Below are 26108 nucleotides of genomic sequence, written 5' to 3' on the forward strand. Positions count from 1 at the left end.
CGCACCCAGCAACGAAAACGTCAAACCTGGCTCGCACTGCCGGCCAGCGGAATAGAAGAGGTAGGCCATGGCCGAGGAAGAGCTGACGGCGGAAGCCAAGAAGCAGCGCCGCAAGCGCGAGAAGGCGAACGAGAAGAACGCTGCGTTGGGCGTCGAGAAGTTTACGGTTGAGGTGGCCGGCGCCTTCAAGGCCGACATCAAGCGCCTTATGAAGCAGCACGGCTTCAACAATCAGCAGGAGGTGTTTCAGAATCTATTGCGCAACGTGATCGCCGCCGACTTCGATACGGCGGCGAAGATGCTTGAGTGTGTCACGACACCTTACGAGATAAGCGAAAAGGTGTCGCGGCGGTTTTACGAGAGCAGCATCATAGAATTGGCTAGCGATCCAGGGGATGAAATATTAAATCCTCAATCCTCTTGCGGTTAGCCGAGGTATTTTTCTACCTCCAGTTCTACTGCGACTACGCCGTCCTCGCTCAAAGATGGCCGACGATGCGGTCTGTGCGGTAGCTCCTCTAGAGCTGCTGCCATGAAGCTCTCATTAGGCCCTATGAAGATCTTTCTTGCATCATGCAGATACTGATTGTCTGACATCCACTTCGCTGATCCAGGCAGCTTCCATTTGTCCAGCGATAGCCGTTTCGGACTTATTTGAGTTGTCAGTAGCATCCATCTGGAATTCCCTCCTTCACTTTTTAAGCAGAGAAACGGACGCTTGCCAATCCTTCCGTGGTCTCCGCTTTGGACAAGCGGATCTATAAGGAGTAGATCTCCATTCAAAATAGCAACATTGCCTCTGACAATTTCTTCTGAGCTTAAAGGCATTAATCCTCCCTGAGCCGGCTCCATGCCGGTCACCCGTAATACCCCAACCAAAACCAAATTGCCACCACCGGTCACGGAGGGCGGCGCCTGACTGGAGATAATCAATGGACAAGAACACCAAGATCCTGATCACGGAGATCCCGGGTGAGTGGACCCAGCGCCAGCGTAACGGCAGCCTCAACGTGTGGAACGGGGCGGATCATCACAGATTTCACCGTACCACTTCTGACCTGCCTGAAGTCAGCCTGCGGCCCCCGGAAAACGGCCTGTACGCCGAGCGAATCGATGGCGCCTGGTACTGGGTTTCTGGTTGCGCCAAGTGCAACGGAACCGGTGAGAAGTACAGCTACTCGGTGTGCGATAAGCACAACGTTTGCCGCCTGTGCAGCACTCACCGCTCGAAGCTCACGGAGGCACCGTGGGGCCACCCTGACGGCTTCACCTGCAAACCTTGCCAGGACGCAGAAGACGCAGTTGCGAAAGCCATAGCGCTGGCCAAGGTGGCCGAGAGCGAATACGACGAGTGGGATTATCGAAGCCAGGACGAATGCAAATGCCCGCATTGCGCCACGGTCATCCACATCGAGGCTGAAGATTACGGCGACAAGAACATGACCTGCGACACCTGTAGCGGCGAGTTCGAGATGGTCACCGAGTACACCATTCAGTTCACCACCACCGTGATTGGCGAACGCCTCACCGCCTGATCCGGCTCCATGCCGGTCAACCGTAACGCGTCAAACAGAGAGGTACATTGAATGGCATCCAAGTTTTGCTCAATCCGAGATTTCGAAGCCTCTATCAGACAAAATAGCAAGCTTCGCTATTTCTTCAACTTCGTGGTGCATTGATAAGTACAACATAACTACAGATATGATGTATCGGCCTCTAGATGGCTCATAATCAAACTCTTCAAACATGTCGCACATTACAAGTTTTGAGCACAGGTGAACAACATCGTGATTATCAAAAGTGAGCCCTTCCAGAGGTTTGTGCGCAAATAGATTACGGATTTTTATGAGCTGCTTAAACTCTTTCTTGTTGCGTTCGCCGAGAACCCCAATCAGGAATGCATTATCCACAGCTGCGGAGAGGCGACCTACCGGAGCTAGATTTCTAAGCTCATCATTAGCGCAATCAGGTAGCCGAGCTTTGATTAGTTTTAGAAGCATCTCTTCCAAAACACACATAGCAATTACGGCGCACCCTCTATCAGACTCATCGTGAAACTCAGCTATAAGCCGAGTTAGCCTGTCTCTATCGTCACCTGAAATCATTGTTCATTTCCAAAATAATTCAGGCGACAGAAATACCCCATATCAACGAATCACGCCAGCCGGCGAGGATCCCCTATGTCCGCACAACAGAAGAAACACCCTTTCGATTTCAAAACCCAATACGGACTCGGCTTCAACCCTCAGGACGATGAGATCGTTGTCGACTTCTTCTGTGGTGGTGGCGGCGCCGGTACCGCGCTGGAAATGGGCCTGGGCCGCGCGGTGAACGTGGCGAAGAATCACAGCCCGCAAGCGATCAGCATGCACACCGTGAATCACCCAGGCGCTAAGCACTTCACCACCGACGTGTTCGAGGGTGATCCTGACACCGAGTGTGGCGGCAAGGCCGTCGGCTGGTTCCACATGTCTCCCGACTGCACGCACCACTCCCAGGCAGCCGGTGGCCAGCCGCGCAAGCGCGAGATTCGCAACCTTTCGTGGATCGGCCTCAAGTGGGCGGGCATGAAGCGGCCCCGGGTGATCAGCCTGGAAAACGTGAAGCAAATTTTGCAGTGGGGCAGATTGATCGCCAAGCGCGACAAGGCCACCGGGCGCGTGGTGAAACTCAGCGGCGACGTTGCTGCACCTGGTGAGGTTGTGCCGGTGGGTCAGCAGTTCCTGATTCCCGACCCGAAACAGCGCGGCCGCACCTGGCGCCGATTCGTAGCGCTATTGGAAGGCATGGGCTACGCCGTGGAGTGGAAGGTGATCAAGGCGTGCGACTTCGGCGCGCCGACCAGCAGGGAGCGCCTGTTCATGATCGCCCGGTGCGACGGTCAGCCAATCGTGTGGCCGGAGCCTACTCACGCAAAGAACCCCGCCAAGGGCCAGCAGAAGTGGAAGACCGCCGCTGACTGCATCGACTTCACCGACCTGGGCAAAAGCATCTTCGGCCGCAAGAAAGACCTGGCCCCGGCCACCCTGCGCCGCGTTGCCAAGGGCATGAAGAAGTTCGTCATCGACAGCGCGTCGCCGTTCATTGTGCCGATTGCCAATTGGTCCGGCGAGGCAGTGCAGTCAGCCGACGAGCCGTTGCGCACCGTCACTTCCTATCCGAAGGGCGGCGCCTTCTCGGTGGTCAGCCCAATCATCGCACCTGCAACGCACCAGGGCAGCGACCGCATCAATGACCCGCTTGAACCGCTGCCGACGGTGACCTGCGCCAATCGCGGCGAGCTGACGCTGATCAGCCCGTTGATGGTTGGGGCTGGTGGCCCGGAGTACTCAGGCAAGCCGGTGGGCGTGGACCAGCCGGTGGGCACGCTGATGACGCAGAACCACCGCGCACTGGCTTCCGCCTGCATCGTCCAGGCCGGGCACGGCGAAGGTTCTGGCGCAAACAAGCGCCGCTCCCACGGGGTGAACGACATCTGCGGGCCGATCGGCACTGTCACTGCCAGCGGCGGCGGCCAATCCGTCAGCGCTGCGGTGATGATCCAGGCCAATGGCGGATTCAACACCACGCACGCCAAGGGCATGCACGAACCCATGACCACGGTGACCAACACCGGCAGCCAGCAGCAGTTGGCGGTGGCGAATCTGGTGCACCTGCGTGACAACTGCGATGCACGGGACGTCAACGACCCGCTGCATACCATCAGCGCCGGCGGCCAGCACCACGGGTTGGCCAGCGCATTCATGGAGCGGGCATTCGGCGGCAGCATCGGTCAGGGTCTGGAAGAACCTGCACCGACCATCACAGCCGGCGGCGGCGGCAAGAGCTCTCTGGTGTCGCTCACGTTATCGCCTGAGCACGAAGCCAGTGCCCTTCGCGTCGCCGCCTTCCTGATCAGCTACTACGGTACCGAGAACATCAGCGCATGCGACTCGCCGGCGCCGACGATAACCACCAAGGACCGTCTGGCCATGGTCACCGTGATGGTCAAAGGCACGCCTTATGTGATCGTCGACATCTGCCTGCGGATGCTGAAGCCGGCCGAGCTGTACAAGGCCCAGGGATTCCCCTCCGACTACATCATCAGCCACGGTGCCGACGGCAAACCGTTCACCAAGACTCAGCAGGTTCACATGTGCGGCAACAGCGTCAGCCCACCGCCAATGGCAGCGCTGGCACGGGCCAACGACCCATGGCGCACCGAACAACGCCAAGCACGCGCTGCGTAACACCCCCGCTCCACCGCCCAGGCATAGCCCGGCATGTATCAATTACAGCTCAGGCGTTCCTGCTCAAGCGCCAGTCAAACAACTTGCCTGGTACGAGTCGATCGTCGGCACAAACCCATAATTCTTCTGATGGGCGATCCATGTTCTAGCGAGCTCCACATCAAAGCTCCACCCATGGGTCTTCATCAATAAAAGTGCCGACTCTGTAATCCGATAGTGTCCGCAGCTTGGGCAGACCCTTTCCTCGTAATCGTCACCGACATCAGTTTCGGTCGCTGGCTCGTTGCAAATTAAACACGTCATGCAGCGCTCCTAATACCTGTTCAGCTAACTCTAGCTGACTCCGGCAATCCAAGCACTCTACCGCCCGGGCATGGCCCGGCAAGGAAATATCTGTGTCCGAAGTAAAGCGCTACCACGTAACCGAGGCAGGGCTTGTTGAAGGCCAGGCCCTGGGCCGAATCAACGTTGTGCTGGGCTCTGACTATGACAGCGCAGTGCAATGCTTCCTTACCGCTGCCGAAGGGTGCGTTGCTGCAGAGCGGCGCGAGCGAGCGCTGCAACGGCGCCTGAGCGCAGCGGATGAGCGGGTCGACACTGCTACGTCGCTGATCCAGCGCATCGTTGCCAACTTCGATACCGAGATTGAGTGCCACGAAGACGTTGAGCCGAACGATTTGGAGCATGACCAGGTGCTGACTGAGATGCGCGAGTTCCTGAACCCTAAGGATACTGAATGGCGCATGCACCCATGCAAGAACGGTCATCGAGATGTCGGGGCCGCTGGCGGCGTAGCGCACTGCTACACCTGCGACGAGAAGATCACGGCGGCCAGCACTCAAGAAGCTTTCGAACAATGGAACGCAACGCATCCAGCCAGCTGAACGCCAAATCCCGATAGGAGTACATCCGCACTCTTCGCGACAAACCTGTAACCCCCCCCCCTTCAAAGTCAGCCGCTATAGCGGCAAAGGAATCGTCATGCCTGAAGAAATCAAATTGATCCAGCCAGCCCCGGTCGTGCGCGATGAATACGGCATGTTCGCTCACCCCGACATGCCCGACTTCGACGAGGGCGACGGTGATAAGTGCAAGGCCTGGATCGCTACACAGGGCTTGCAGGTGAAGATGGTTAGCCTCGAATACCACAGCGACGAAGCGGTCTCTGAGCGCTATTTCGAAGCAGGCGGCCCTGACTGCAGCTACTGGGAGCCGGATCGGCCTGATGGCGAAGGCTGGTTCTGCCTGGCTATCCATGACACCGACGACGGGCGGGTCTGCTGGTGGGCACGCCGCGAGGTGACGCCGTGAGCCTCCGCCAGCAGATCACCGCATACATGAGCGGCGCCGGCGGCTCCCGCGACAACTGGTTCTGCACCTGGTGGTTCCGGTTCCACATCGAGCCGTTCACCACAAAGCAGATCCGCCGCGAACTGGAGCTGATGAAGCGCGAAGGCCTGGTCGAGTCGGACCACAGTCAGAGCAACAACACCAAGTGGCGTCTGACCAAATACAAACCTGATGGAGTGACGCCATGATCGCCACCCTCTGGTTCGCCTACGTCTTCATATATAAGGGGCCGAGGCCATGAAAGCTCGCATTGAGAAGAAGCTGAGCAAGCGTCTTATTCAGTTGTTTTCGTCCCACTACTACAGAGAGTCGTGGATCGACAAGGATGAGCCATCCGAGTTGGCCTACGAGCAGAAGACGAGAGTCAGCCATGTTCCATCGGTCGGTGGCGGGACTGACTACTGGGGCGACGGACAAGAAGCTTACACCGTGTGGAATGACTGGTATCGCATGTGGGCCTGGCATGGACCGTTCGAGCCATACCCCGAGGAGCATCACCTCGCGATGTACCCCAACACGGAAGGCTTCAAACCGACCACCCGCAACCTGCTGAAGCTGGCCGCCAACTGCGAGCTGGCATCGAAAGCAAAACCCTACCCCCAATCCCCCTACATGCCTGCCGGTAAGCGGCTGACGAGGCATACACGCATGTTTATCTGCGCAAAAACGAAAATCGGCCGGTACAAATAGCTTTGCGACCAGGTGCGCGTTCTAGCGCTTCGCCTTGGCGATGGCTGGAGTCAGCCAACATTTGCTCCAGTTCAATATGTGTTTTGTCGTAGAAAGAGAAAAGCCACTCCCGGACTTAGCAGGGAATGGCTTCTTTTGGTTAAATCTTAAGTCGGAGAAGCGCTTTTAAAACTCAGCCGTGTAGAAGGCGAAAGCAGATTAAGCGAGGTTGATGTATCTTGGAACACTTGCATACTCACCTTATCTCCTTTGCTCAAAGAAAGCTCAACGGTTAAGCCAAGATAAGTATTATTCCCACCTCCGGTGGCATTCTTGGAGTCATTCATCACCTCTACTCCATTCACATTGACCCGCAGCAACCTAGTACCTATTGAATTAGCAGTAAAGTTGGCATTGGCAGTAACCGTGTATCTATTGGTAACAGGAGCAAGGATGTAAGTTGCGCGAACCGGGTCGAATAGGGCACTAGGATCAAAAATTTCCGAGGTAAAAGCAACGTCCGTCAGTATGCCTGGAGTCACTAATTGATTTGCGCTCAAGCCAACGACACAACTGAAGTACTCTTGCTGCGGAATGGCCTCGACATCATCTTGGAAGATATTTCCCTCAGCATGAAAATTGTAGGCGTTCATTTTATCAATGCCAAATTTAATATAAGGACGATTGATTGATGCGGCATACTCCCCATAGCCTTTAAAGCCAGACGAACGCACATTTAACTTTTGCTTACCAGCGACAGATGAGTCGAACGTAGCATAAATATTAGTGATAGTGAGGTAATCCTTACTCACTCGATTGAATGAGCAGGCTTCGATATTATGCACACAATGGTTAGGATTCAAAGTAGCATCAGGCGCATTACTTGCACTAACCCAAACATCAGCAATTCCACTGTTTTGCTCAAAGTAGACGCCGTTAAGGTTGGCGCCTACGCCACCTTGAACACCACAGTCTTGAAATAGAAGACCGAAGGAATTAGCGTCTCCGTTAATTCCGTTGCCTTCAATATCTCCACCATAGAAATTAATACATGAGCCTTTGACAAAGGCGGCACCGTACTTTCTATTGCCCGCAATTTGGCAGCCAATGAAGTCAAGTCCATTAGGCGCTGTGCTATTGATAAGTCTAGGGCTGCGTTGTTCAGCAATGACCCCTATATTGTTCCAGTGAATAATTATTTTCTGGAATGAAGAGAAATCCGCATCCAGAAGCTTCAAACCCACGTCCATTAAGGTAAGTTCAATATCTTGCATCAAAATATGCTGACAAGTATCTTGGTAGAACCCAATAGTCCCAGGCACGTCTTGGCCCGTAATAGCGAAACCAGAAAATACTTGAAACATCTGTGATGGTATAGTTGCTTTGCTTGTTCCACCAGTAACTTTAATGCAAGCATCAGTGCCAGTAAATTTAAATCTGCACGTTTGAATGCCGCCTCCGCGCATATCAATCTTGCGCCTGTCGGAGTAACTAGTAGAATCACTCAAATCAAAGTTTAGCGTTGACGTAATATGGTAGATACCAGAAGGGATACGAATTTCGACCCCTGCGGCTATCGCAGCATTAATGCAGTTTTGAAACGCGACTGTATCATCCGTTACACCGTCCCCAGTGCAACCAAACTGGCGTGGGTTATAGTAAGGAAGGCTAGACGCTTTCCAACGCCCGCCGTCAACTGGATTCACCAGGATTGTTCCACCATTATCAACAGAAACAGTATCGGCAGGATCCAATTGGTAATCTACGCCACCGCCACCCGTGAAGGAGGTTATGCCGTAGTCAAATGTACGAGCATACGGTGCGCCAGTCTTAGGCAATTGGCGAACAGCCGCTGCGCTTTTTCTAGGCAGAATTACATCAAGCGACTCTGGCGTTACAGAGGTATCAAGCGCCTCAAGTCGACCTTGTTGTTCTTTTGGGGCAAGAATAGATGAATCCGTCATAGTAAATCTCCTGTAAAAATGCGATTGCTATAGCTGAGTGAAACACGACTGTTGAATTGAAGTAAAAGTATTGTGCCGTATCACGATAGTCTTTTGCATCACCTAACTCACCACTTCGATCGAACATTTGAAATCGAAGGGCTTGCGCGCGTGCATATTCAGCTGCAAGGCAATGGTTTCCAAATGTTCTTGGCGGTGCACCGACAATTTCGTCCCTCTGGGTACGTGCTGGCGGATCGGCCCGTAGATATTCTTATTACTACTGCGCCGCCAACGGCCACGCGCGGTGCAGAAGTAAATCGCCCCTCGTAACCCCCAACCCCCTACATGCCTGCCGGTGAGCGGCGGGCGAGGACGATTTCGCCTATGAAAAGGCGAGAACTGACACACGCTCGCCTGCTAGAAAAGCTGCATTACAACCCTGAGACAGGCGCTTTCACTCGCACACCACCCAACCACAAGCGGCGAATTGGGCGTTTCGACAAGAACGGCTACATCACAATCGCCGTAGACCGCGTCAAGCACCAGGCGCACCGGCTTGCGTGGCTCTACATGACTGGCAGTCACCCCGCCGCCGACCTACTGATTGACCACATGAACCGAACCAAGGACGACAACAGATGGGAAAACCTCAGAGAGGCTACGCCCTCTCAGAACTGCCGCAACCGGGAGTACGGCGCAAGGAACAGCCAGGGGCGCGGCGCGAGCGGAACACATGGCGTTTATCGGGACGGGCGAAAGAATCGATGGCACGTCCAGATGGTGTGCCGAGGGAAATTCTTCTACGGCGGATACCACGAAATATTGGAGGCGGCACAGGCAGATGCCGAGGTCGTAAGAGCAAGGCTCACTGAATACGCCGCGACTTCTGAAGCGGCAGCATAAACCTAACCCACCTTCTGCCGCACAGCGCGGCAAGGACACCACTATGGAAATTCAAAGCGAAACCCTTGCCGAGGAAGAGATCGCGGCAATCACTGGCTACATGATCCCGTCAGGCCAGATCGCCTGGCTCAATCGAAACGGCTGGAAATATGTGCTGACCCGCTCGCGTCGACCGGTAGTGGGCCGCGTCTACGCCCGCATGAAACTAGCAGGTGTGAAACCGTCAGCAGAAAACGTCGCGGCCGAAGCCTGGGCGCTGGATCTATCAAAAGTAGGATAAAACGATGCGAGCAAAAAAGGCGGCAAACAGGGACCTGCCGCCACGGATGATTCGGCGGGTGCGTACGCTGAAAGGCGGTAAAGAGTGGGTTGGTTACTACTACGACGGAAGGAATGAAGACGGGAAGCGGGTGGAAATCCCGCTCGGGGGTGACTTGGATATCGCCAAGGCTGAATGGGCAAAGCTCGATTGCAAGCCGGTGCCGAAGAAGAATGCCCTTCTGGGCCAGGTGTTCGACCGATACGAGCGAGAGATCATCCCCGGCAAAGCGCCGAAGACGCAAAGCGATAATCTGCTGAGCCTGAAGCAGCTGCGTAAAGCCTTCACCGATGCTCCCATCGACGCGGTGACACCGCAGATCATCGCGCAGTACCGAGACGGCCGCACAGCGAAGGTACGCGCCAACCGGGAAATATCGTTGCTGTCACACATTTACAACATCGCGCGCGAGTGGGGTCTCACCGAAAACAACCCTGCCGCCGGCGTGCGCAAGAACAAAGAAGCGCCTCGCGACTTTTATGCAACCGAAGAAATTTGGAGCGCTGTCTACGCGGTCGCGGCATCGGAGCTACGTGATGCAATGGACCTGGCCTATTTAACCGGCCAGCGCCCAGCGGACGTGCTATCGATGAGAGAGGCTGATGCAGTGAACGAGTTCCTGCAGGTTGCCCAAGGCAAGACATCCAAAAAACTGCGCATACGCCTGACCGCAGCGGGTGTCATGAATGATCTTGGCGCACTGGTCAAACGGCTCATCGAGCAGCGCCGAACACGTAGCGTTCGAAACCCATACCTGATCATCACTGAGGATGGCCGACAGGTTACCAAGCACATGCTTCGCCTTCGATTCGACGACGCGCGCGACAAGGCTATCGCTAAGGCCAGAGAGAAAGGCGACGGGGTATTGGCAGCCAGCATTCGCCAGTTCCAGTTCCGTGATATTCGCCCGAAAGCAGCAAGCGAGATCCTTGATCTGGCGGATGCAAGTCGACTGCTGGGGCACACGGACAAGCGGATAACCGAGACGGTTTACCGCCGTGTCGGGGAGATCGTGAAGCCGACCCGCTGACCCCGCCTTGCAGCGAGTTGCGGAAACCGCCTGAATTGATGCGGAAATGATCAGCTTCTAAGCTTATGGCTATACCAAACCCCAGAAACGCAAAAGCCCCGCATTCGCGGGGCTTTCGTGTAAATCTTGGCGGGAAACCAGGGATTCGAACCCTGGAGACGCTATTAACGTCCGCCGGTTTTCAAGACCGGTGCATTCAACCACTCTGCCAATTTCCCTTTTGCATCACAGGATTATAGTAGCCCATCCCGTGTCAGCGGGCGCCATAATACCCGAATGAAACACACTGTCAAACTCTTGCCATGGCTTGTTACAGAGCGTCTGTTATGATCCTTGCGACTGAATGTTTCAAAACTGAAGGAGTGTCGCCATGCGCGAACAGAATTACGCAGTGAATGGTAACGCGCAGGCTGAGCAGCTTGAAGTCAGCCGCGTGTTGCGCAACACCTACGGCTTGCTCGCCCTTACCCTCGCATTCAGCGGCTTAATGGCGTATGTAGCGCAGCAAATGCACGTTGGCTACCCGAATATCTTTGTCGTGTTGATCGGCTTCTACGGCCTGTTCTTCCTGACCAACAAGCTGCGCGATTCGGCCTGGGGCCTGGTGTCGGCATTTGCCTTGACCGGTTTCATGGGCTTTATCCTCGGCCCGATCCTTAACCGTTACCTCGGCATGGCCGGCGGTGCGGAAGTGGTCAGCTCGGCGTTTGCCATGACAGCCCTGGTGTTTGGTGGCCTGTCGGCCTACGTGCTGATCAGCCGCAAGGACATGAGCTTCCTGGGTGGCTTCATTACTGCAGGCTTCTTCGTGTTGCTGGCAGCAGTGGTCGCCGGGATGTTCTTCCAGATCAGCGGTCTGCAGTTGGCGATCAGCGCCGGTTTCGTGCTGTTCTCCTCCGTGTGCATCCTGTTCCAGACCAGCGCCATCATCCACGGCGGCGAGCGTAACTACATCATGGCGACCGTCAGCCTGTATGTGTCGATCTACAACCTGTTCATCAGCCTGTTGCAGATCTTCGGCATCATGAGCCGTGATGACTGATTGCTAGCGGCATAAAAAAAGGCCCCGCATCGAAAGATGCGGGGCCTTTTTGTTTTTAACGCTTCAGTACCGGTTAGGTTCCATTTCCAGGTCAACCTTGAAGCGTTCAGCAATGTCCTGCTGGATACGCAGCGCCAGGCTGGCAATGTCGTGCCCTGTGGCGGCACCATAGTTGACCAACACCAGCGCCTGCATCTTATGCACGCCCGCATCGCCGTCACGAAAGCCTTTCCAGCCAGCCTTGTCGATCAGCCAGCCGGCAGCGAGCTTCATCTGCCCATCGGCCTGCGGGTACGCCACCAGGTCCGGATACAGCGCCTGCAACTCTGTGGCCAGCGTTTGGGATACCAACGGGTTCTTGAAGAAGCTGCCCGCATTGCCCAGCTCTGCCGGGTCCGGCAGTTTTTCGCGGCGGATGCTGCAGATGGCGCGACTCACGTCACTGGGCGTTGCCTCGGTGATGCCCAGCCCTGCCAGGCGCTGCTGCACCGGGCCGTAGTCGAGTTTCAAGTGGCTGGCACGGCTCAAGGCAAAGCGCACACGCAGGATCAGCCAGCGCCCTGTCTCGTGTTTGAACAGGCTGTCGCGGTAGGCAAAGTTGCACTCTTGCAGGCTGAAATCCCGCAACTCGCCGGTTTGGCGATCCAAAGCGGTCAGGCCGGCAAAAACGTCTTTGATCTCCACTCCGTAGGCGCCGATGTTCTGCATCGGCGCGGCACCGACGGTGCCCGGGATCAGGCTGAGGTTTTCCAGGCCGCAGAAACCGTGTTCCAGGGTCCACAGAACAAACGGATGCCAGGCTTCGCCCGCTTCGGCCTCGACCACCACGTGCACACCATCATCTTGCAGCACGCGAATGCCCTGGCTTGCCATGCGCAGCACCAACGCCGGGATATCCTGGGTCAACAACAAGTTGCTGCCACCACCAATCACCAACAGCGGCAACGCCTGTGCGGCAGCATAGGCCAAGGCTTCACGCACATCGGCGTCGCTGTGGGCCTCGGCGAACAAATGCGCGCGCACGTCAATGCCGAAACTGTTGAATGGCTTGAGCGATACCTGCGCAAGCACTTGCAAGGTCATAACCGCCCCTTCAATTCGATCACCAATAAATCACAGGCTCGCTCGATCAGGTCCAGAACCCGCTCAAAGCCTTGTTCGCCTTCGTAGTAAGGGTCTGGCACTTCGTCCACCTCGGCGTCATACCGGCGCAGGAACAAATCCAGCTCCGCCTTGCCTGGCCCGGGGTGCAGCGCCTTGAGATTGCGCAGGTTGCTGTGGTCCATGGCCAGGATCAGGTCATAGCGCGCAAAGTCAGCGCGGGAAACCTGCTGGGCACGCTGAGCGGACAAGTCGTAGCCCCGCTCCAGTGCCGCGCGCTGGCTACGCTTGTCCGGCGGGTTACCGACATGCCATTCACCCGTTCCGGCCGACGCCACCTCAACCTGGTCTGCCAACCCCGCCTCGCGCAATTTGTGGCGCAGGACGCCCTCAGCGGTGGGCGAACGGCAGATATTGCCCAGGCAGACGAACAAGACCTCCATCAGGCCCCCAGCAGGCGACGAACGCGCTCAAGGTCTTCCGGGGTGTCGACACCGGCAGGTGGCGCTTCGAGGGCGTCTCCCACATGAATGCGCACGCCATGCCACAGGGCACGCAGCTGTTCCAGGGACTCGGTGTTTTCCAGCCAGCACGGGCCCCAGCTGACGAAGTCATGCAGGAAACCGGCGCGATAGGCATAGATGCCGATATGGCGGCGATACGGCACGCCTTCCGGCAATACGTCAGGGTTCCTGGCGAAGGCGTCTCGCGCCCAAGGCAGTATCGAGCGGCTGAACGTCAGCGCAAGGCCGTTGATGTCGCTGACCACCTTCACCACGTTCGGGTTGAACAGGGTGTCAATGTCTTCGATGGGTTCGGCCAGGGTCGCCATGCGCGCCTCGCCATGGGCAGCCAGGTTCGCGGCGACCTGATCGATCACGCTCGGCGGGATCAAGGGCTCGTCACCTTGCACATTGACCACGATCGCATCGGCGGCCAGACCGAGTTGCGTGGCGACTTCGGCCAGACGGTCAGTGCCGGAGTTATGGTCTTCGCGGGTTAATACCGCTTCGGCGCCGAAACCTTTGCAGGCCTCAATGATGCGCGGGTCATCGGTGGCGACCACTACCCGTTCGGCGCTGCTTTTACAGGCCTGTTCCCATACCAGCTGGATCATCGGCTTGTTGCCGATCAATTGCAGGGGTTTGCCCGGCAGGCGCGTCGATGCGTAGCGTGAAGGAATGACGACGGTAAAGGCTGTGGTCATTTATCCAGGCGCTCATCGGTGGTCAGGGTGCGGGCTTCGCTTTCGAGCATTACCGGGATGCCATCACGGATCGGGTAAGCCAGGCCAGCACCCTTGCTGATCAGCTCGGTTTTGTCGGCGCTGAGCTTGAGCGGGCCTTTGCAGATCGGGCAAGCGAGGATGTCGAGCAGTTTGGTGTCCATGAGTATTTCCTGGAAGAAGCGATTTAAGGCAAGAGTCGGGCGGGCAGCAGGCGCATCAATTGCGTGTCGAACCAGGCCACAAACGCAGCTGACGGCACCGCATCCACCGCAAGGTACCACCAGTCGGGCTGGGCGAAGGCGCGGCACTTCACCGCGTCCTTTTCGGTCATGACCAGCGGTAATGACGGCGTAAAATTCAGGACCTCAGCGCTGTAGGGCGCATGGTCGGCAAACGCATGGGGTATCGGCTGCCAGTGTAGCGTTTCGAGGGTATTGAAGAAACGTTGCGGGTTACCAATACCGGCAACCGCATGAACCTGCTGGCCAACCGGAAAATGATCGACCGGGCGGCGCTCGCCGGTGTTCAAATTGATCAACGCCGTCGGTAACAGACGAAAGGCAAAACCATCCTGACGGTCGGAGCCTGCACCGTTGTACAGCAGCGCATCGACGCTGTGCAGACGCTCCACTGGTTCACGCAACGGCCCGGCAGGCAGGCAACGGCGGTTACCCAGGCCACGGGCGGCGTCGATCAGCACCAATTCCAGGTCGCGAGCCAGGCGGTAGTGCTGCAGGCCGTCGTCGGAGAGAATCAGGTCAAGCTGCTCGCTGGCCAGCAGCGCTTTCACCGCGCGACTTCGGTCAGGATCGATCATCAGCGGTACACCGCAGCGCTGCACGATCAGCAGCGGCTCATCGCCGGCCACCGCTGCGCTATGGCTGGCCTCGACCCGCCAGGGCAACTGTGGCGGCTTTGCACCGTAACCGCGACTGACCACGCCTACACGCAAGCCACTGCGCTGACAGTGCTCGATCAGCCACAGGATCAACGGCGTCTTGCCCGTGCCACCTACGGTGATATTACCCACCACTACCACGGGCACCGGTGATTGATAGATCTCACCCTCACCCGCCAGGAAGCGCGCGCGCTTGCGCTGCACCACGCGGCGATACAACGACTCCAGCGGCCGCAGCAGCGTGAGTGCCGGATGCCCTTCGTACCAGGCCTTGAGCAAACGATCGGAAATGGCCATCAGGGTTGGGTCGCCGCCTCGACGGTGGTCATGCGCAGATGGCTGAAACCCAGCTTGCCCGCAGCGTCCATCGCCGTGATAACGGCTTGGTGCTGGGTTTTACCGTCCGCACTGATCGAGAGCGGCATTTTAGTGTCGCCCCCGGACTCTTTCTGCAGGGCGTCCATCAGGCTGGCGAGGTCGTTTTTCTCGAGCAATTGGTTATTCACCGAAAACACGCCGTCGGCACTGATGGCGATGTCCAGTTGCTTGGTTTCCTGGTCTTCGGCCGGGGAGCCGCTCACGGCTTCCGGCAAGTCGACACGCAGCTGGGTTTCCCGGGTGAACGTGGTGGTGACAACAAAAAACAGCAGCAGGATAAAAACGACGTCAATCAGCGACGCCAGGTTGATATCAACATTCTCCCGTTGCTTGCGGCGAAATTTCACGCTCGGCCCTCGACGAAATCGACATCACGATCGCCCTGCACCACTTCGACCAGCTTAATGGCTTCCTGCTCCATACCGACCACCAGCTCATCGATGCGACGTTGCAGGAAACGGTGGAAAAATACCGAAGGAATGCCGACCATCAGGCCCGCAGCCGTGGTAATCAAGGCCTTGGAGATACCGCCCGCCAGCACGGCGGCGTTAGTGGTCATGCCCGACCCCATGAACGAGCTGAAAATATCGATCATGCCCAGCACCGTACCCAACAGGCCGAGCAACGGTGCCATGGCCGCAATGGTGCCAAGCGCATTGATATAGCGCTCCATTTCATGGATGACCCGGGCAGCGGCCTCCTCGATGCACTCTTTCATGATCTCTCGACCATGCTTGGAGTTGGCGAGGCCGGCCGCAAGTATTTCACCTAAAGGCGAGTTGGCCCGTAACTCCTTGAGCTTTTCTTTATCCAGCTGCTTGTTCTTGATCCAGCCCCAGACTTGTCCCAGCAGATGCTCAGGCGTTATTCGGCTGGCGCGCAGGGTCCACAGGCGTTCGGCAACGATGCCAAGTGCGGCGATGGAGCTCATGATAATCGGCAACATCATCCAGCCGCCGGATTTGACCAATTCCCACACAGTGAATGTCCCCTCGAAAAAGTGCGCCACTTTACCATATAGGTTCACCAGCGTGGTTCGCCAGCCAAAGGCCCGCCTTTCGCGGCCCGCGGTATTTGGTAAGCCTGGATTACGGTAATGCCTCGCGCCAGAATCGGCGTTGACTACGAGCAACATCCGGTGGTTGGAAGGTACCCAGTTGCAAACGTACGGCACCTTGTTCCGCGCTGTCGTAGACTCGGCTGCCCAACGCTTGATAACGCTCCATTACCTGTGGGTGGGGATGACCAAATGCGTTGCCACGCCCGCGTGAAATCAGCACTGACCTGGGCGCAAGCCGTTGCAGGAACCGCCAGGATGAGGAGCTGCGACTGCCATGGTGCGGCGCTTGCAGCCAATCCGTCTGCACCGCCAAGGGCGAAGTGAGAAAGGCCTTTTCAGCCGCTTGATCGATATCCCCCGTCAGCAACAGGCGTTCGCCCTGGGCGTGTACACGCAATACGCAGGATTTAGGATTGCTGCTCGTGGCGCCAGGCCATTGCCACAGTTCAAACGACACGCCATCCCACTCCCATTGCTCACCACTGATACATGGCTGCGTATCGAGAAATGCCGGCAGCCCTGCGGACTCTCCGCCGACGACCCGCCCGACCGCAAGCGCACGGGCGACAGCGGTTGCACCGCCGGCATGGTCTGCGTGGGCGTGGCTGATCACCATCAGGTCCAGCGCCCCTACCCCGAGCTTTTGCAGCGAAGGCAAGACCACCCGCGCACCGAGATCCGCCGCCCCCGAGCGCGGCCCTGCGTCGTAGAGCATTGCGTGATTGCGCGTGCGCAGGATCACCGCTTGCCCCTGGCCAACATCCAGTTGCAGCACCTCCACCTGCCCATGTGGCACCAGCGCCCGGGGCGGAAAGATTGCCACCATCAGCAACGGCCAGCCCAGCAGCCGAAACGGTACGCCTTTGGGCAAGAGCAATAACACCGCGCCCACAGCGCTTAATAACCAATACCCCACAGGCACCTCGGCAGGCACCCAGGCCGAGCGCAGCACCGCTAAAAGCGTCAACCCCCTGAAAAGGCCATCAAGCGCTCCACCGGCCAACCACAACAAGCCCTCTCCCACCAACGGCACCGCCAGAAGCAAGGTCCCCAGCAGTGCCAATGGCAACACCACCAGGCTGATCCACGGCACGGCAAAGAGATTGGCAACCGGCGCACTGAGGCTGATGGGCAAACCCAGCACCAGCAATACCGGAAACAAACCGATGGCTATCAACCATTGGGGGCGAGTCCAGGCCTGCCAGATGCGCCACGGGCCCAAGCGCCCGCTGAACGCCAGAACCAGCACCGCCACGGCTGCAAACGACAACCAGAACCCCGGCTGCAAACTGGCCAACGGCTCGAGCACCAGCACGCCATCGAGGGCGAGCAATAACGGCCACCAGACGCCTAAATGCCGAAAACGCAGACGCCAAAGCAATACCAGCCCGACCATCACGCAGGCCCGCTGCACCGGTACACCGAACCCCGCCAGCAGGCCATAACCGAGCGCGGCGGCAAACCCCAGGCTGCACGCCCACGGCAGCCACGGCAAGGCTCGGGGCCAGCAACCGTAGCGTGCCAGACCGGCCACCAGGCCGTAGATCAAACCCGCCAGCAAGCCGATGTGCTGACCGGAAATCACCAGCAGATGCACGGTTCCGGTGTCTTGCAACACCCGCCAATCCTCGGTCGCCAGCCCCGAGCCATCGCCCAGCACCAACGCCGCCAAGCCCGCCTCGCGACCTTGAGCATCGACTGTTTTCAAGCGCTGCCGGACGCTGTCGCGCCAAGCATTGCGGGCCGGCGCCAGGCGCTGGCCATCTTTCACCGAGCCGGTGGCACCAATACGCTGGGCCAGCAACCAGGCCTCATAGTCAAAGCCATGAAAATTAAGCAGCCCCGAGGGCCGCTTCAACGTGAGCGCCAGCCGCCAGCGCTCGCCGCTGTTTACCGGCGGGCCACCCTGCCAGGACACCCGGATGCGCTTGGGTAACCGAGCGCTACGCGACCGGCCGTCGGCCAATTCGAAGCGTACGCCGCTGCTCGTTTGCTGTGGCAACCCAATCACACGGCCCTCTACCCAGCGCGTCTGCCCGTCCAGCGCCGGCTTGAGGCGATCATTCAACGCCCATTGCGCGCTGATGCAGGCCCAGCTCAGGCCCAGCAGGAAGAACGCCAGTGGGTAGGTGCGAAACGGCAACAGCATCAACGCAAGCACCAAAATGGCCAGCAGCCATGCAGTCGGCGGCAGTGCCGGTAGAAATCGCAGCGCAAGTAATCCAAGCCCGAGTGCGAACATGCCTGTTCTCATGAATCATCCTTTTCAAGTGATCCACTCAGTCTTAGTCGGGCGCCCAGCATGGCCTATGATGTTTTGTCACAAAGTCTGAATTTTCTGTTTATAGAATGCGGGCATACTTGCCCCTCGCACTGACCTGGACCCCTTATGCCCCGGCGCTTATTCAAACGGTACATGCCCGACCCCACGAGTATCCGGGAACACAAGTCCTTACGATTTCTCGGCACGTTGCTGCATGACCCCAACCTCTGGCACCTGAACCGGCACTCCGTCGCGCGCGCCATGGCGGTGGGCCTGTTCGCGGCGTTTATCCCGATTCCGCTGCAGATGTTATTGGCGGCGATCCTGGCGATCGCCGTGCGCGGCAATATGCCGATTGCTGTCAGCCTGGTGTGGCTGACCAACCCGATCACCATGCCGGTGGTGTTCTTCTGTACGTACCTGACCGGCGCGTGGCTGATGAACACGCCACCACGCAGCTTGCCCGATGACTTGACCTGGGAATGGATCAGCAGTCAGCTGAGCACCCTGTGGCAACCGTTCCTGTTGGGTTCCGTGGTGTGCGGCCTGGTGCTGGCCGCGCTGGCGTACTGCCTGACGATGGGGTACTGGCGTTGGTGGGTCGCGCACCAGTGGAAGAAGCGCAAGCAGCGTCGCGCTGAAAGCTAACCTGCCCGCAGTCGCAGATGCACGCGCAAGCCTTGCTCGGTATTTTCCGCCCACAAACACCCGCCCTGGCGCCGTAAGGCGTTGCGGGCGATGCTCAAGCCAAGGCCGAAACCGCCATCACCGGGCCGTGAGCCCTCCAATCGGGTAAACGGCGCAAAAATACGTTCCAAGTCCTGCTCAGCAATGCCGCCGCCCTGATCTTCCAGCCAGATATGCCATTCATCATCTTCGCGACACCCGTCCAGCGTCACCACCCCGTGGGCGGGAGAATGCCTGATGGCATTGCGCAGGATGTTTTCCAGGGCCTGGGCCAGCGCATTCAGGTTGCCACGCACCCAGCAATCCGCTGGCAACAGGCAGGGCAAACGCGACGCCGGCCAGTGACTTTCATAACAGGCGTTTTCCCGCAGCATGTCCCACAAGGCCTGAAGCTGGATATCTTCGTTGGGCAGCGGCGCTGTTTCGCTATCCAGCCACGCCAGTTGCAGACTGTCTTCCACCAGGCATTGCATGGCGTCGATTTCCCGGCTCAATCGCTCACGCAACTGCGCCAGATCCTGCTCACTGTCACAGGCCACCCGCAAACGACTTAAAGGGGTGCGCAGTTCGTGGGACATATCCCGCAGCATTTGTTGCTGCAACAGCACGGTGCCCTGCAAACGCTCGGACATGTGGTCGAAGGCACGGCCCAACTCACCCAATTCATCCTGGCGGCTGGTGGCCTCGCTGGACAGACGCGTATTCAATTGATCGGCACGCCACGCATTGGCCTGCTCGCGTAATTGGTTGAGGGGCATGATCAGCAGCCGATAGAGGCCCACGCACAGCAGCAAGGTAAACAGGCCGGGAATCACGCCATTGGTCACCACGCGCCAGAACAATTGGTAACGCCCCGGCTTAAAGCGCTGGGGTAACTCAATCACCAGCGAGCCAACCCCAGCGTCCACAGGGAATGGGATTTTCACCCACGGCAGGCCTTTGACATGCCGACTGACCGGCCACTCCAGCCCGCGCAGAAAGGTCAGGCGCTGGCTCTCTTTGTCACTCAGGGGTGTACTGCTCAGCGACTGCAAGTCGTGGCCGATTACCCCCATCCACGTGGATTCGCGCTTGGCCATCAACTGTAACCAGGCGTCCACGCCTGCGCGGCCCTGTGTACTCCATGCCAATTCCGCCCCCGCCGCATACCCCCGCAGAATTTCGCGCGACTCCTCGGCCACATAGGCACTGCGCTGTTCCATGTACCGGCCCCAGGACCAACTGAGCCAAATCATCAGCAAACAGAAGGCGATCAGCAGGCACGCGAGCTTCCAGAATAACGAATGCTTGCCGGGCAGTTGCTCAAAGCCCTTCATCATGAACGCTCAGCACATAGCCCTTGCCCCACACCGTGCGCACTTCGCGCTCGTTGTAGCCGATTGCCTTGAGCTTGCGGCGAATCTGGCTGATATGCATGTCCAGGCTACGGTCGTGGGGCGCATAACCGCGCTGCAACACATGCTGATAAAGGAACGCTTTGCTGAGCACTTCATCGGCATTGCGGTGCAGGGTTTCCAGCAGGCGAAATTCGCTGCGGGTCAACCCTGCCCAGAGTGTCTGGTAGCAGACGTCATTCCGTTCATCGTCAAAGCGCAGGGGGAAAATATCGTCGCGCGCCGGTAAAAGCGTGGGCGACGGGCGACGGTCCAGGGCCACGCGACGCAGGATGGCCTCAATGCGTACCCGCAATTCGATCATGCTGAACGGCTTGGGCAAGTAGTCGTCCGCACCGAGACGAAAGCCGCTGACGCGATCCGCTTCGGCGCCCAGCGCCGACATAAGGATCACTGGGGTTGTATGGCTCTGGCGCAGATGCGTGAGGATCGATAGGCCGTCCATGCCGGGCAGCAGGATATCCATCAACACCACGTCGAACACCTGGTCACGCGCCATTTGCAGGCCCCGTTCGCCGTTACGGCACAAGGTGACCTGAAAACCGCAGCGGCCCAGGTGTTCATGGACATAGGCGCCCAGCACAGGGTCATCTTCGATTGTCAGGATACTGGGTAGGCCAACCACTGCGGGATTCATTAGCGTCTGCAAGTCATTCTCAATCACTGATTATTCAAGATTAAACTGTCGCAGGCAATCGCCAGCCAGTGCCCAACGGCCCGAAGATTGCGCTATGTCATTAATTTGCGAGATTCCGAACCGCGCAAATGGCTACACTGCGCAAGTCGCGTGGGCCGGATGCCCGCGTGGATAATTGAAAACAATGTGGCAACAGGAGAGTGGCGTGCTTACAAAAATGGGAATAAAAGGCCGCGTACTGTTGCTGACCTTATTACCGACCAGCCTGATGGCCCTGTTGTTGGGGGGCTATTTCACCTGGATGCAGCTGTCGGAATTGCAGTCCCAATTACTGCAACGCGGCGAAATGATCGCTGAGCAATTGGCACCGCTGGTGGCCCCGGCGTTGAGCGCCAAGAACACCGACCTGCTGGAGCGCATCGCCACCCAGTCCCTGGAGCAACCGGACGTACGCGCCGTGTCGTTCCTTGCGCCGGACCGTTCGCCCCTGGCCCACGCTGGCCCGACCATGCTGAACCAGCCGCCCGTCGGCAACAGCTCCCACCTGCTGCAGCGCACCGGCAATGACGCCACGCGCTACCTGCAGCCGGTATTCGGCCGCCATCGCAACCTCGCCGGCGAGTTGATCCCCGACGAAGCCGACCGCCTGCTCGGCTGGGTCGAAGTGGAGTTGTCGCACAATGGCATGTTGCTGCGCGGCTATCGCAGCCTGTTTGCCAGCCTGCTGCTGATCGCCATTGGCCTGATTTGCACCGCCGCCCTGGCCCTGCGGATCAGCCGCACGATCAACTCACCGATCGGCCAGATCAAGCAAGCCGTGGCCCAACTCAAGGACGGCAACCTGGAAACCCGCTTGCCGCCCTTGGGCAGCCAGGAATTGGACCAGTTGGCCTCGGGCATCAACCGCATGGCCGAAACCCTGCAAAATGCCCAGGAAGAACTGCAACACAGCATTGACCAGGCCACCGAAGACGTGCGCCAGAACCTGGAAACCATCGAGATCCAGAACATCGAGCTGGACCTGGCACGCAAGGAGGCCCTGGAAGCCAGCCGTATCAAGTCGGAGTTCCTGGCCAACATGAGCCATGAAATCCGCACGCCACTCAACGGCATCCTCGGCTTTACCCACCTGCTGCAGAAAAGCGAGCTGTCGCCGCGCCAGTTGGATTACCTGGGCACCATCGAGAAATCTGCCGACAATCTGTTGGGCATCATCAACGAAATCCTCGACTTCTCGAAAATTGAAGCGGGCAAGCTGGTGCTCGACAGCGTGCCTTTCAACCTGCGCGACTTGCTGCAAGACACGTTGACCATCCTCGCCCCCGCCGCCCATGCCAAACAGCTGGAACTGGTCAGCCTGGTGTACCGCGATACCCCGCTGGCGCTGGTGGGCGACCCGCTGCGCCTCAAGCAGATCCTCACCAACCTGATCAGTAATGCGATCAAGTTCACCCGCGAGGGCACCATCGTCGCCAGGGCGATGGTCGAGGACGAACAGGAAGACAGCGTCCAACTGCGCATCAGCGTGCAAGACACTGGCATCGGCCTGTCCAACCAGGATGTACGCGCGCTGTTCCAAGCCTTCAGCCAGGCCGACAACTCGCTGTCGCGTCAACCGGGCGGCACCGGCCTGGGCCTGGTGATCTCCAAGCGACTGATCGAGCAGATGGGTGGTGAAATCGGTGTCGACAGCACGCCGGGCGAAGGCTCGGAGTTCTGGATCAGCCTCAACCTGCCCAAAACCCGCGACGACGCCGAAGACCTGCCCTCCCCGCCGCTGCTCGGCCGCCGTGTGGCGGTGCTGGAAAAGGCCCTGCAACATCAACTGGAAGACTGCGGCCTGGAAGTCACGCCGTTCAATACTCTGGAAAGCCTGACCAACGGCATCACCAGCGCCCATCAGACCGAACAGGCGATTGACCTGGCCGTGCTCGGCGTCACCGCCAATGACATTCCGCCAGAACGCCTCAACCAGCATCTATGGGACCTTGAACACCTCGGTTGCAAGGTGCTGGTGCTGTGCCCGACCACCGAACAGATGCTGTTCAACCAGTCGGTGCCCAACCCCAACAGCCAGTTGCAGGCCAAGCCGGCCTGTACACGCAAGCTGCGCCGCGCCCTTGCCGACCTGATCAGCCCGCGCCCGTTGCGCAATGAGCCCGGCGAGCCATTGTCCAGCCGCGCACCCCGTGTGCTTTGCGTGGACGACAACCCGGCAAACCTGCTGTTGGTGCAAACCCTGCTCGAAGACATGGGGGCCAAGGTCCAGGCCGTGGAAAGTGGTTACGCCGCCATCGACGCCGTGAAGCAGGAAACCTTCGACCTGGTGCTGATGGACGTGCAAATGCCCGGCATGGATGGCCGCCAAAGCACCGAGGCAATCCGCCAATGGGAAAGCGAGCGCCACGGCACGCCTTTGCCGGTGGTCGCCCTCACCGCCCACGCGATGGCTAACGAAAAACGCGCCCTGCTGCAAAGCGGCATGGACGACTACCTGACCAAACCCATCAGCGAACGGCAATTGGCCCAAGTGGTGTTGAAATGGACCGGCCTGGCGCTGCGCAATCAAGGGCCGGAACGTACGACTGACAGCTTTGGCCCAGGCGTACAACTGCTGGTACTGGATCATGACGAAGGCCTGCGCCTGGCGGCCAACAAAGCCGACCTCGCGGCCGATATGCTCGCCATGTTGCTGGCCTCCCTAGAAGCTGATCGCCTGGCCATTACCGCTGCCCGCGAAGCCAAAGACAACAATGCCCTGATCGAGCGCGTCCACCGCTTGCATGGCGCCACCCGCTACTGCGGCGTGCCGCAATTGCGCGCCGCCTGCCAACGCGCGGAAACCCTGCTCAAGCAAGACGACGCCAAAGCCATTACCGCACTGGACGAACTGGACATGGCCATTGCACGGCTGGCCAGCGAGGCACGCGTCAGCGCTTGAGACTTCTCTGTGGGGTGATGTATTTTTTCAGCGAGTGCAGGGAGCTTTTTAATGCGCGTGATTCTTTTCAGCAGCCAGACCTACGACCGCGACAGTTTTCTCGGCGAGCCACTGCCAACAGACCTTGAACTGCAATTTCAACCTGCCCGGCTCAACCTCGACACCGTGGCCCTGGCCGAACACCACGAAGTGGTCTGCGCCTTTATCAACGACGACCTCAGCGCCCCGGTGCTGGAGCAGTTGGCCGCAGGCGGTACGCGCCTGATTGCCCTGCGCTCCGCCGGTTACAACCATGTCGACTTGCCCGCCGCCAAGCGCCTGGGCCTGAGCATCGTGCGCGTCCCCGCCTACTCGCCTCACGCGGTGGCCGAGCACGCCGTGGCCCTGATCCTCGCGCTGAACCGCCGCCTGCACCGCGCCTACAACCGCACCCGCGACGGTGATTTCAGCTTGCATGGGCTCACCGGCTTCGACCTGGTAGGCAAGACCGTCGGCGTGGTTGGCACCGGGCAGATCGGTGCCACGTTCGCCAGGATCATGGCCGGGTTCGGCTGCCAATTACTCGCCTACGACCCCTTCCCCAACCCGCAGGTCCAGGCCCTCGGCGCCCATTACGTAAGCCTGCCTGAATTGCTGGCCCAAGCGCAGATCATCAGCCTGCACTGCCCGCTGACCGCCGACAGCAAACACCTGATCAACGCCCGCTCCTTGGCGCAGATGCAACCTGGCGCGATGCTGATCAATACCGGTCGCGGTGGTTTGGTAGACACGCCAGCGCTGATCGAAGCACTCAAGAACGGCCAACTCGGCTACCTGGGGCTGGACGTGTACGAAGAAGAGGCCCAACTGTTTTTTGAGGACCGCTCCGACCTGCCCCTGCAAGACGATGTGCTCGCGCGCCTGCTGACCTTTCCCAACGTGATCATCACCGCACACCAGGCATTTCTTACCCGTGAAGCCCTGGCGGCAATCGCCGGCACCACGTTGGCCAACATTGCCGCCTGGGCCAATGGCCAGCCGCAGAACCTCGTCGAAGGTTGATCAGCGGTCACATACCAGGCTCATGATAGGCCGGCACCCGTGATAGGATGCCGCGCCTATTTGGAGGATCCATGGCCGAACACGATTTCCGCTTCAGCTTGCTGAGCCCGCAACACACCCTGATCGAATGCCGCGCCCTGGTGCCGGGCCGTTACCAAGTCACTGGCAACGGTGGTTCGATCAAGCATGGCGACATTCTGATTGTCACCCTGCGCGGCAGTAAAACCCTGTCGATGCGCCTGAACGTCGAAGGTGACGCGCGCTATTCCATCCGCCCGGCGGGCCAATGGGTCGCCATGGCCCAGGGGCCGAAATTCGGCGAGCTGGAGATTCACACCTGGAAGGTCAATTGCGACAGCTGCGACAGCGTGCTGGAGTTTGAATTCGCGGTGGAAACCAAGCTGACCAAAGAGCCGCTGCAACCGGCCGCCAACGCGCGCATCAAGGAGTTGGGCTGGGCCAGCGAAGGCGACAAGCACCGCTGCCCAAAATGCCAGCAGGCCGCGCAATGAAAGGCGCGCTTGTGCTTGCCGCCATCGGGGCTGGCCTGACGGGCTGCGCCGGGGATGCAGTGAAGCTTGAGCAGGATCACAGCTACGTAGTGGAATGGATTGGTGAGCGCCCGCTGATGGACTACGCGAACCTGACCGTCACCCTCGGTGCCGATGGCCGCGCCTATGGCAATGGCGGCTGCAACCACTGGTTTGCGCCGTACACCGTCGAGGGCGACAAGCTCAGCTTCGGCAAGATCGGCAGCACCCGCAAACTGTGCGCCGAGGCCTTGATGGAGCAGGAACACCGCTTCTTCCAGGCCCTGCAAGGCGTTGAGCGCTGGGACATCTCGCCGATCGAGCAGACGCGCTTCTGGCCTGTCGAAGGCAAGCCCATTCGCCTGTGGCTTGAAGAAGGCTGATAGCCCCCATCCAGATACGGGTGAGGTCTAAATGTGGGAGGGGGCTTGCTCCCGATAGCAGTGGGTCAGTCAACTAATA

The 26108-nt window shown here is 58.7% G+C and carries 29 protein-coding genes and 1 tRNA gene; 16 read left to right on the plus strand and 14 right to left on the minus strand.

The window, feature by feature from the left end:
* Nucleotides 1–67 precede the first annotated feature (67 nt).
* On the plus strand, nucleotides 68–430 hold the full coding sequence (locus tag ACDZ94_RS20295; protein ID WP_432750708.1) for a hypothetical protein: 363 nt from the start codon (nucleotides 68–70) through the stop codon (nucleotides 428–430).
* On the opposite strand, the gene ACDZ94_RS20300 is transcribed toward ACDZ94_RS20295, so the two are convergent.
* Complete coding sequence (locus ACDZ94_RS20300) at nucleotides 427–903, minus strand: hypothetical protein (protein WP_432750709.1); 477 nt, start codon at nucleotides 901–903, stop codon at nucleotides 427–429. The genes ACDZ94_RS20295 and ACDZ94_RS20300 overlap by 4 nt on opposite strands.
* Before the next feature lie 29 nt (nucleotides 904–932).
* Between ACDZ94_RS20300 and ACDZ94_RS20305 the strand changes: the two genes are divergently transcribed.
* Nucleotides 933–1535, plus strand: a complete 603-nt coding sequence (locus tag ACDZ94_RS20305; RefSeq protein ID WP_432750710.1) for a hypothetical protein — start codon at nucleotides 933–935, stop codon at nucleotides 1533–1535.
* A 69-nt stretch (nucleotides 1536–1604) separates the two neighbouring features.
* Here the strand turns inward: ACDZ94_RS20305 and ACDZ94_RS20310 are convergent, their stop codons facing one another.
* Nucleotides 1605–2105: a hypothetical protein gene (locus ACDZ94_RS20310; RefSeq protein ID WP_432750711.1), complete on the minus strand. Its 501-nt coding sequence runs from the start codon at nucleotides 2103–2105 to the stop codon at nucleotides 1605–1607.
* A 75-nt stretch (nucleotides 2106–2180) separates the two neighbouring features.
* Here ACDZ94_RS20310 and ACDZ94_RS20315 point away from each other — a divergent pair, with 75 nt between their 5' ends.
* The 5 genes from ACDZ94_RS20315 to ACDZ94_RS20335 all read left to right on the plus strand — a co-directional run bounded on the left by ACDZ94_RS20315 (nucleotide 2181) and on the right by ACDZ94_RS20335 (nucleotide 6269).
* Entirely contained in the window at nucleotides 2181–4229 is a 2049-nt protein-coding gene (locus ACDZ94_RS20315; protein ID WP_432750712.1) for a DNA cytosine methyltransferase, read from the plus strand.
* A 395-nt stretch (nucleotides 4230–4624) separates the two neighbouring features.
* Nucleotides 4625–5113 carry a hypothetical protein gene (locus ACDZ94_RS20320; RefSeq protein ID WP_432750713.1) on the plus strand — a complete coding sequence of 163 codons (489 nt, stop codon included), beginning with the start codon at nucleotides 4625–4627 and terminating at the stop codon, nucleotides 5111–5113.
* A gap of 97 nt (nucleotides 5114–5210) precedes the next feature.
* A complete protein-coding gene (locus tag ACDZ94_RS20325) occupies nucleotides 5211–5540 on the plus strand; it encodes a hypothetical protein (RefSeq protein ID WP_432750714.1) in 330 nt (109 codons plus the stop codon).
* A complete protein-coding gene (locus ACDZ94_RS20330) occupies nucleotides 5537–5767 on the plus strand; it encodes a hypothetical protein (protein WP_432750715.1) in 231 nt (76 codons plus the stop codon). The genes ACDZ94_RS20325 and ACDZ94_RS20330 overlap by 4 nt, the downstream gene beginning before the upstream one ends.
* A gap of 49 nt (nucleotides 5768–5816) precedes the next feature.
* The gene (locus ACDZ94_RS20335) at nucleotides 5817–6269 is read left to right on the plus strand and encodes a hypothetical protein (RefSeq protein WP_432750716.1); all 453 of its coding nucleotides are present in this window, start codon (nucleotides 5817–5819) and stop codon (nucleotides 6267–6269) included.
* A gap of 146 nt (nucleotides 6270–6415) precedes the next feature.
* Here the strand turns inward: ACDZ94_RS20335 and ACDZ94_RS20340 are convergent, their stop codons facing one another.
* The gene (locus ACDZ94_RS20340) at nucleotides 6416–8212 is read right to left on the minus strand and encodes a glycosyl hydrolase family 28-related protein (protein WP_432750717.1); all 1797 of its coding nucleotides are present in this window, start codon (nucleotides 8210–8212) and stop codon (nucleotides 6416–6418) included.
* Nucleotides 8213–8578: 366 nt separating this feature from the next.
* Between ACDZ94_RS20340 and ACDZ94_RS20345 the strand changes: the two genes are divergently transcribed.
* Genes ACDZ94_RS20345 through ACDZ94_RS20355 form a run of 3 tightly spaced genes read left to right on the plus strand, consistent with a single transcriptional unit; the run spans nucleotide 8579 to nucleotide 10446 of the window.
* A complete protein-coding gene (locus ACDZ94_RS20345) occupies nucleotides 8579–9097 on the plus strand; it encodes an HNH endonuclease signature motif containing protein (RefSeq protein ID WP_432750718.1) in 519 nt (172 codons plus the stop codon).
* Between the two features lie 43 nt (nucleotides 9098–9140).
* Entirely contained in the window at nucleotides 9141–9377 is a 237-nt protein-coding gene (locus ACDZ94_RS20350; RefSeq protein WP_432750719.1) for a DUF4224 domain-containing protein, read from the plus strand.
* A 4-nt stretch (nucleotides 9378–9381) separates the two neighbouring features.
* A complete protein-coding gene (locus tag ACDZ94_RS20355; protein WP_432750720.1) occupies nucleotides 9382–10446 on the plus strand; it encodes a tyrosine-type recombinase/integrase in 1065 nt (354 codons plus the stop codon).
* A gap of 127 nt (nucleotides 10447–10573) precedes the next feature.
* Here ACDZ94_RS20355 and ACDZ94_RS20360 read toward each other — a convergent pair.
* A tRNA-Ser gene (locus ACDZ94_RS20360) sits at nucleotides 10574–10664 on the minus strand.
* A 152-nt stretch (nucleotides 10665–10816) separates the two neighbouring features.
* Here ACDZ94_RS20360 and ACDZ94_RS20365 point away from each other — a divergent pair.
* Nucleotides 10817–11488, plus strand: a complete 672-nt coding sequence (locus tag ACDZ94_RS20365) for a Bax inhibitor-1/YccA family protein (RefSeq protein WP_064452861.1) — start codon at nucleotides 10817–10819, stop codon at nucleotides 11486–11488.
* 63 nt (nucleotides 11489–11551) lie between these two features.
* On the opposite strand, the gene murB is transcribed toward ACDZ94_RS20365, so the two are convergent.
* From murB to ACDZ94_RS20405, 8 genes are all read right to left on the minus strand, one after another.
* Nucleotides 11552–12571 carry a UDP-N-acetylmuramate dehydrogenase gene (murB, locus tag ACDZ94_RS20370; protein WP_432750721.1) on the minus strand — a complete coding sequence of 340 codons (1020 nt, stop codon included), beginning with the start codon at nucleotides 12569–12571 and terminating at the stop codon, nucleotides 11552–11554.
* Nucleotides 12568–13032 carry a low molecular weight protein-tyrosine-phosphatase gene (locus ACDZ94_RS20375; RefSeq protein ID WP_064452863.1) on the minus strand — a complete coding sequence of 155 codons (465 nt, stop codon included), beginning with the start codon at nucleotides 13030–13032 and terminating at the stop codon, nucleotides 12568–12570. Before ACDZ94_RS20375 ends, murB begins: the two co-directional genes overlap by 4 nt.
* Entirely contained in the window at nucleotides 13032–13796 is a 765-nt protein-coding gene (gene kdsB, locus ACDZ94_RS20380) for a 3-deoxy-manno-octulosonate cytidylyltransferase (RefSeq protein ID WP_064452864.1), read from the minus strand. The genes ACDZ94_RS20375 and kdsB overlap by 1 nt, the downstream gene beginning before the upstream one ends.
* Nucleotides 13793–13978, minus strand: a complete 186-nt coding sequence (locus ACDZ94_RS20385; protein ID WP_003174668.1) for a Trm112 family protein — start codon at nucleotides 13976–13978, stop codon at nucleotides 13793–13795. The genes kdsB and ACDZ94_RS20385 overlap by 4 nt, the downstream gene beginning before the upstream one ends.
* 23 nt (nucleotides 13979–14001) lie before the next feature.
* Entirely contained in the window at nucleotides 14002–15012 is a 1011-nt protein-coding gene (gene lpxK / locus ACDZ94_RS20390) for a tetraacyldisaccharide 4'-kinase (RefSeq protein WP_432750722.1), read from the minus strand.
* Complete coding sequence (locus ACDZ94_RS20395) at nucleotides 15012–15440, minus strand: ExbD/TolR family protein (RefSeq protein ID WP_064452866.1); 429 nt, start codon at nucleotides 15438–15440, stop codon at nucleotides 15012–15014. Before ACDZ94_RS20395 ends, lpxK begins: the two co-directional genes overlap by 1 nt.
* Nucleotides 15437–16072, minus strand: coding sequence for a MotA/TolQ/ExbB proton channel family protein (locus ACDZ94_RS20400; RefSeq protein WP_064452867.1), 636 nt, complete (start codon nucleotides 16070–16072; stop codon nucleotides 15437–15439). Before ACDZ94_RS20400 ends, ACDZ94_RS20395 begins: the two co-directional genes overlap by 4 nt.
* A gap of 109 nt (nucleotides 16073–16181) precedes the next feature.
* Nucleotides 16182–18407: a DNA internalization-related competence protein ComEC/Rec2 gene (locus tag ACDZ94_RS20405; protein WP_432750723.1), complete on the minus strand. Its 2226-nt coding sequence runs from the start codon at nucleotides 18405–18407 to the stop codon at nucleotides 16182–16184.
* 135 nt (nucleotides 18408–18542) lie between these two features.
* Between ACDZ94_RS20405 and ACDZ94_RS20410 the strand changes: the two genes are divergently transcribed.
* The gene (locus tag ACDZ94_RS20410) at nucleotides 18543–19064 is read left to right on the plus strand and encodes a DUF2062 domain-containing protein (RefSeq protein ID WP_053256801.1); all 522 of its coding nucleotides are present in this window, start codon (nucleotides 18543–18545) and stop codon (nucleotides 19062–19064) included.
* Here ACDZ94_RS20410 and ACDZ94_RS20415 read toward each other — a convergent pair.
* Both ACDZ94_RS20415 and ACDZ94_RS20420 read right to left on the minus strand, forming a co-directional pair.
* Nucleotides 19061–20419, minus strand: coding sequence for a histidine kinase sensor domain-containing protein (locus ACDZ94_RS20415; RefSeq protein WP_432751527.1), 1359 nt, complete (start codon nucleotides 20417–20419; stop codon nucleotides 19061–19063). The two genes, ACDZ94_RS20410 and ACDZ94_RS20415, sit on opposite strands and share 4 nt — an antisense overlap.
* Nucleotides 20406–21134, minus strand: a complete 729-nt coding sequence (locus ACDZ94_RS20420; RefSeq protein ID WP_128588139.1) for a response regulator transcription factor — start codon at nucleotides 21132–21134, stop codon at nucleotides 20406–20408. The genes ACDZ94_RS20415 and ACDZ94_RS20420 overlap by 14 nt, the downstream gene beginning before the upstream one ends.
* A gap of 205 nt (nucleotides 21135–21339) precedes the next feature.
* Between ACDZ94_RS20420 and ACDZ94_RS20425 the strand changes: the two genes are divergently transcribed.
* The 4 genes from ACDZ94_RS20425 (at nucleotide 21340) to ACDZ94_RS20440 (ending at nucleotide 26029) form a co-directional block, all read left to right on the plus strand.
* Nucleotides 21340–24075: a response regulator gene (locus ACDZ94_RS20425; protein ID WP_432750724.1), complete on the plus strand. Its 2736-nt coding sequence runs from the start codon at nucleotides 21340–21342 to the stop codon at nucleotides 24073–24075.
* Nucleotides 24076–24126: 51 nt separating this feature from the next.
* Entirely contained in the window at nucleotides 24127–25116 is a 990-nt protein-coding gene (locus tag ACDZ94_RS20430) for a 2-hydroxyacid dehydrogenase (protein ID WP_064452871.1), read from the plus strand.
* Nucleotides 25117–25187: 71 nt separating this feature from the next.
* Nucleotides 25188–25628, plus strand: a complete 441-nt coding sequence (locus tag ACDZ94_RS20435; RefSeq protein WP_064452872.1) for a hypothetical protein — start codon at nucleotides 25188–25190, stop codon at nucleotides 25626–25628.
* Nucleotides 25625–26029, plus strand: coding sequence for an META domain-containing protein (locus tag ACDZ94_RS20440; RefSeq protein WP_221295047.1), 405 nt, complete (start codon nucleotides 25625–25627; stop codon nucleotides 26027–26029). The genes ACDZ94_RS20435 and ACDZ94_RS20440 overlap by 4 nt, the downstream gene beginning before the upstream one ends.
* Nucleotides 26030–26108 lie beyond the last annotated feature (79 nt).

The organism is Pseudomonas sp. UBT (assembly GCF_050915955.1).
Taxonomy (GTDB): Bacteria; Pseudomonadota; Gammaproteobacteria; order Pseudomonadales; family Pseudomonadaceae; genus Aquipseudomonas; species Aquipseudomonas antarctica_A.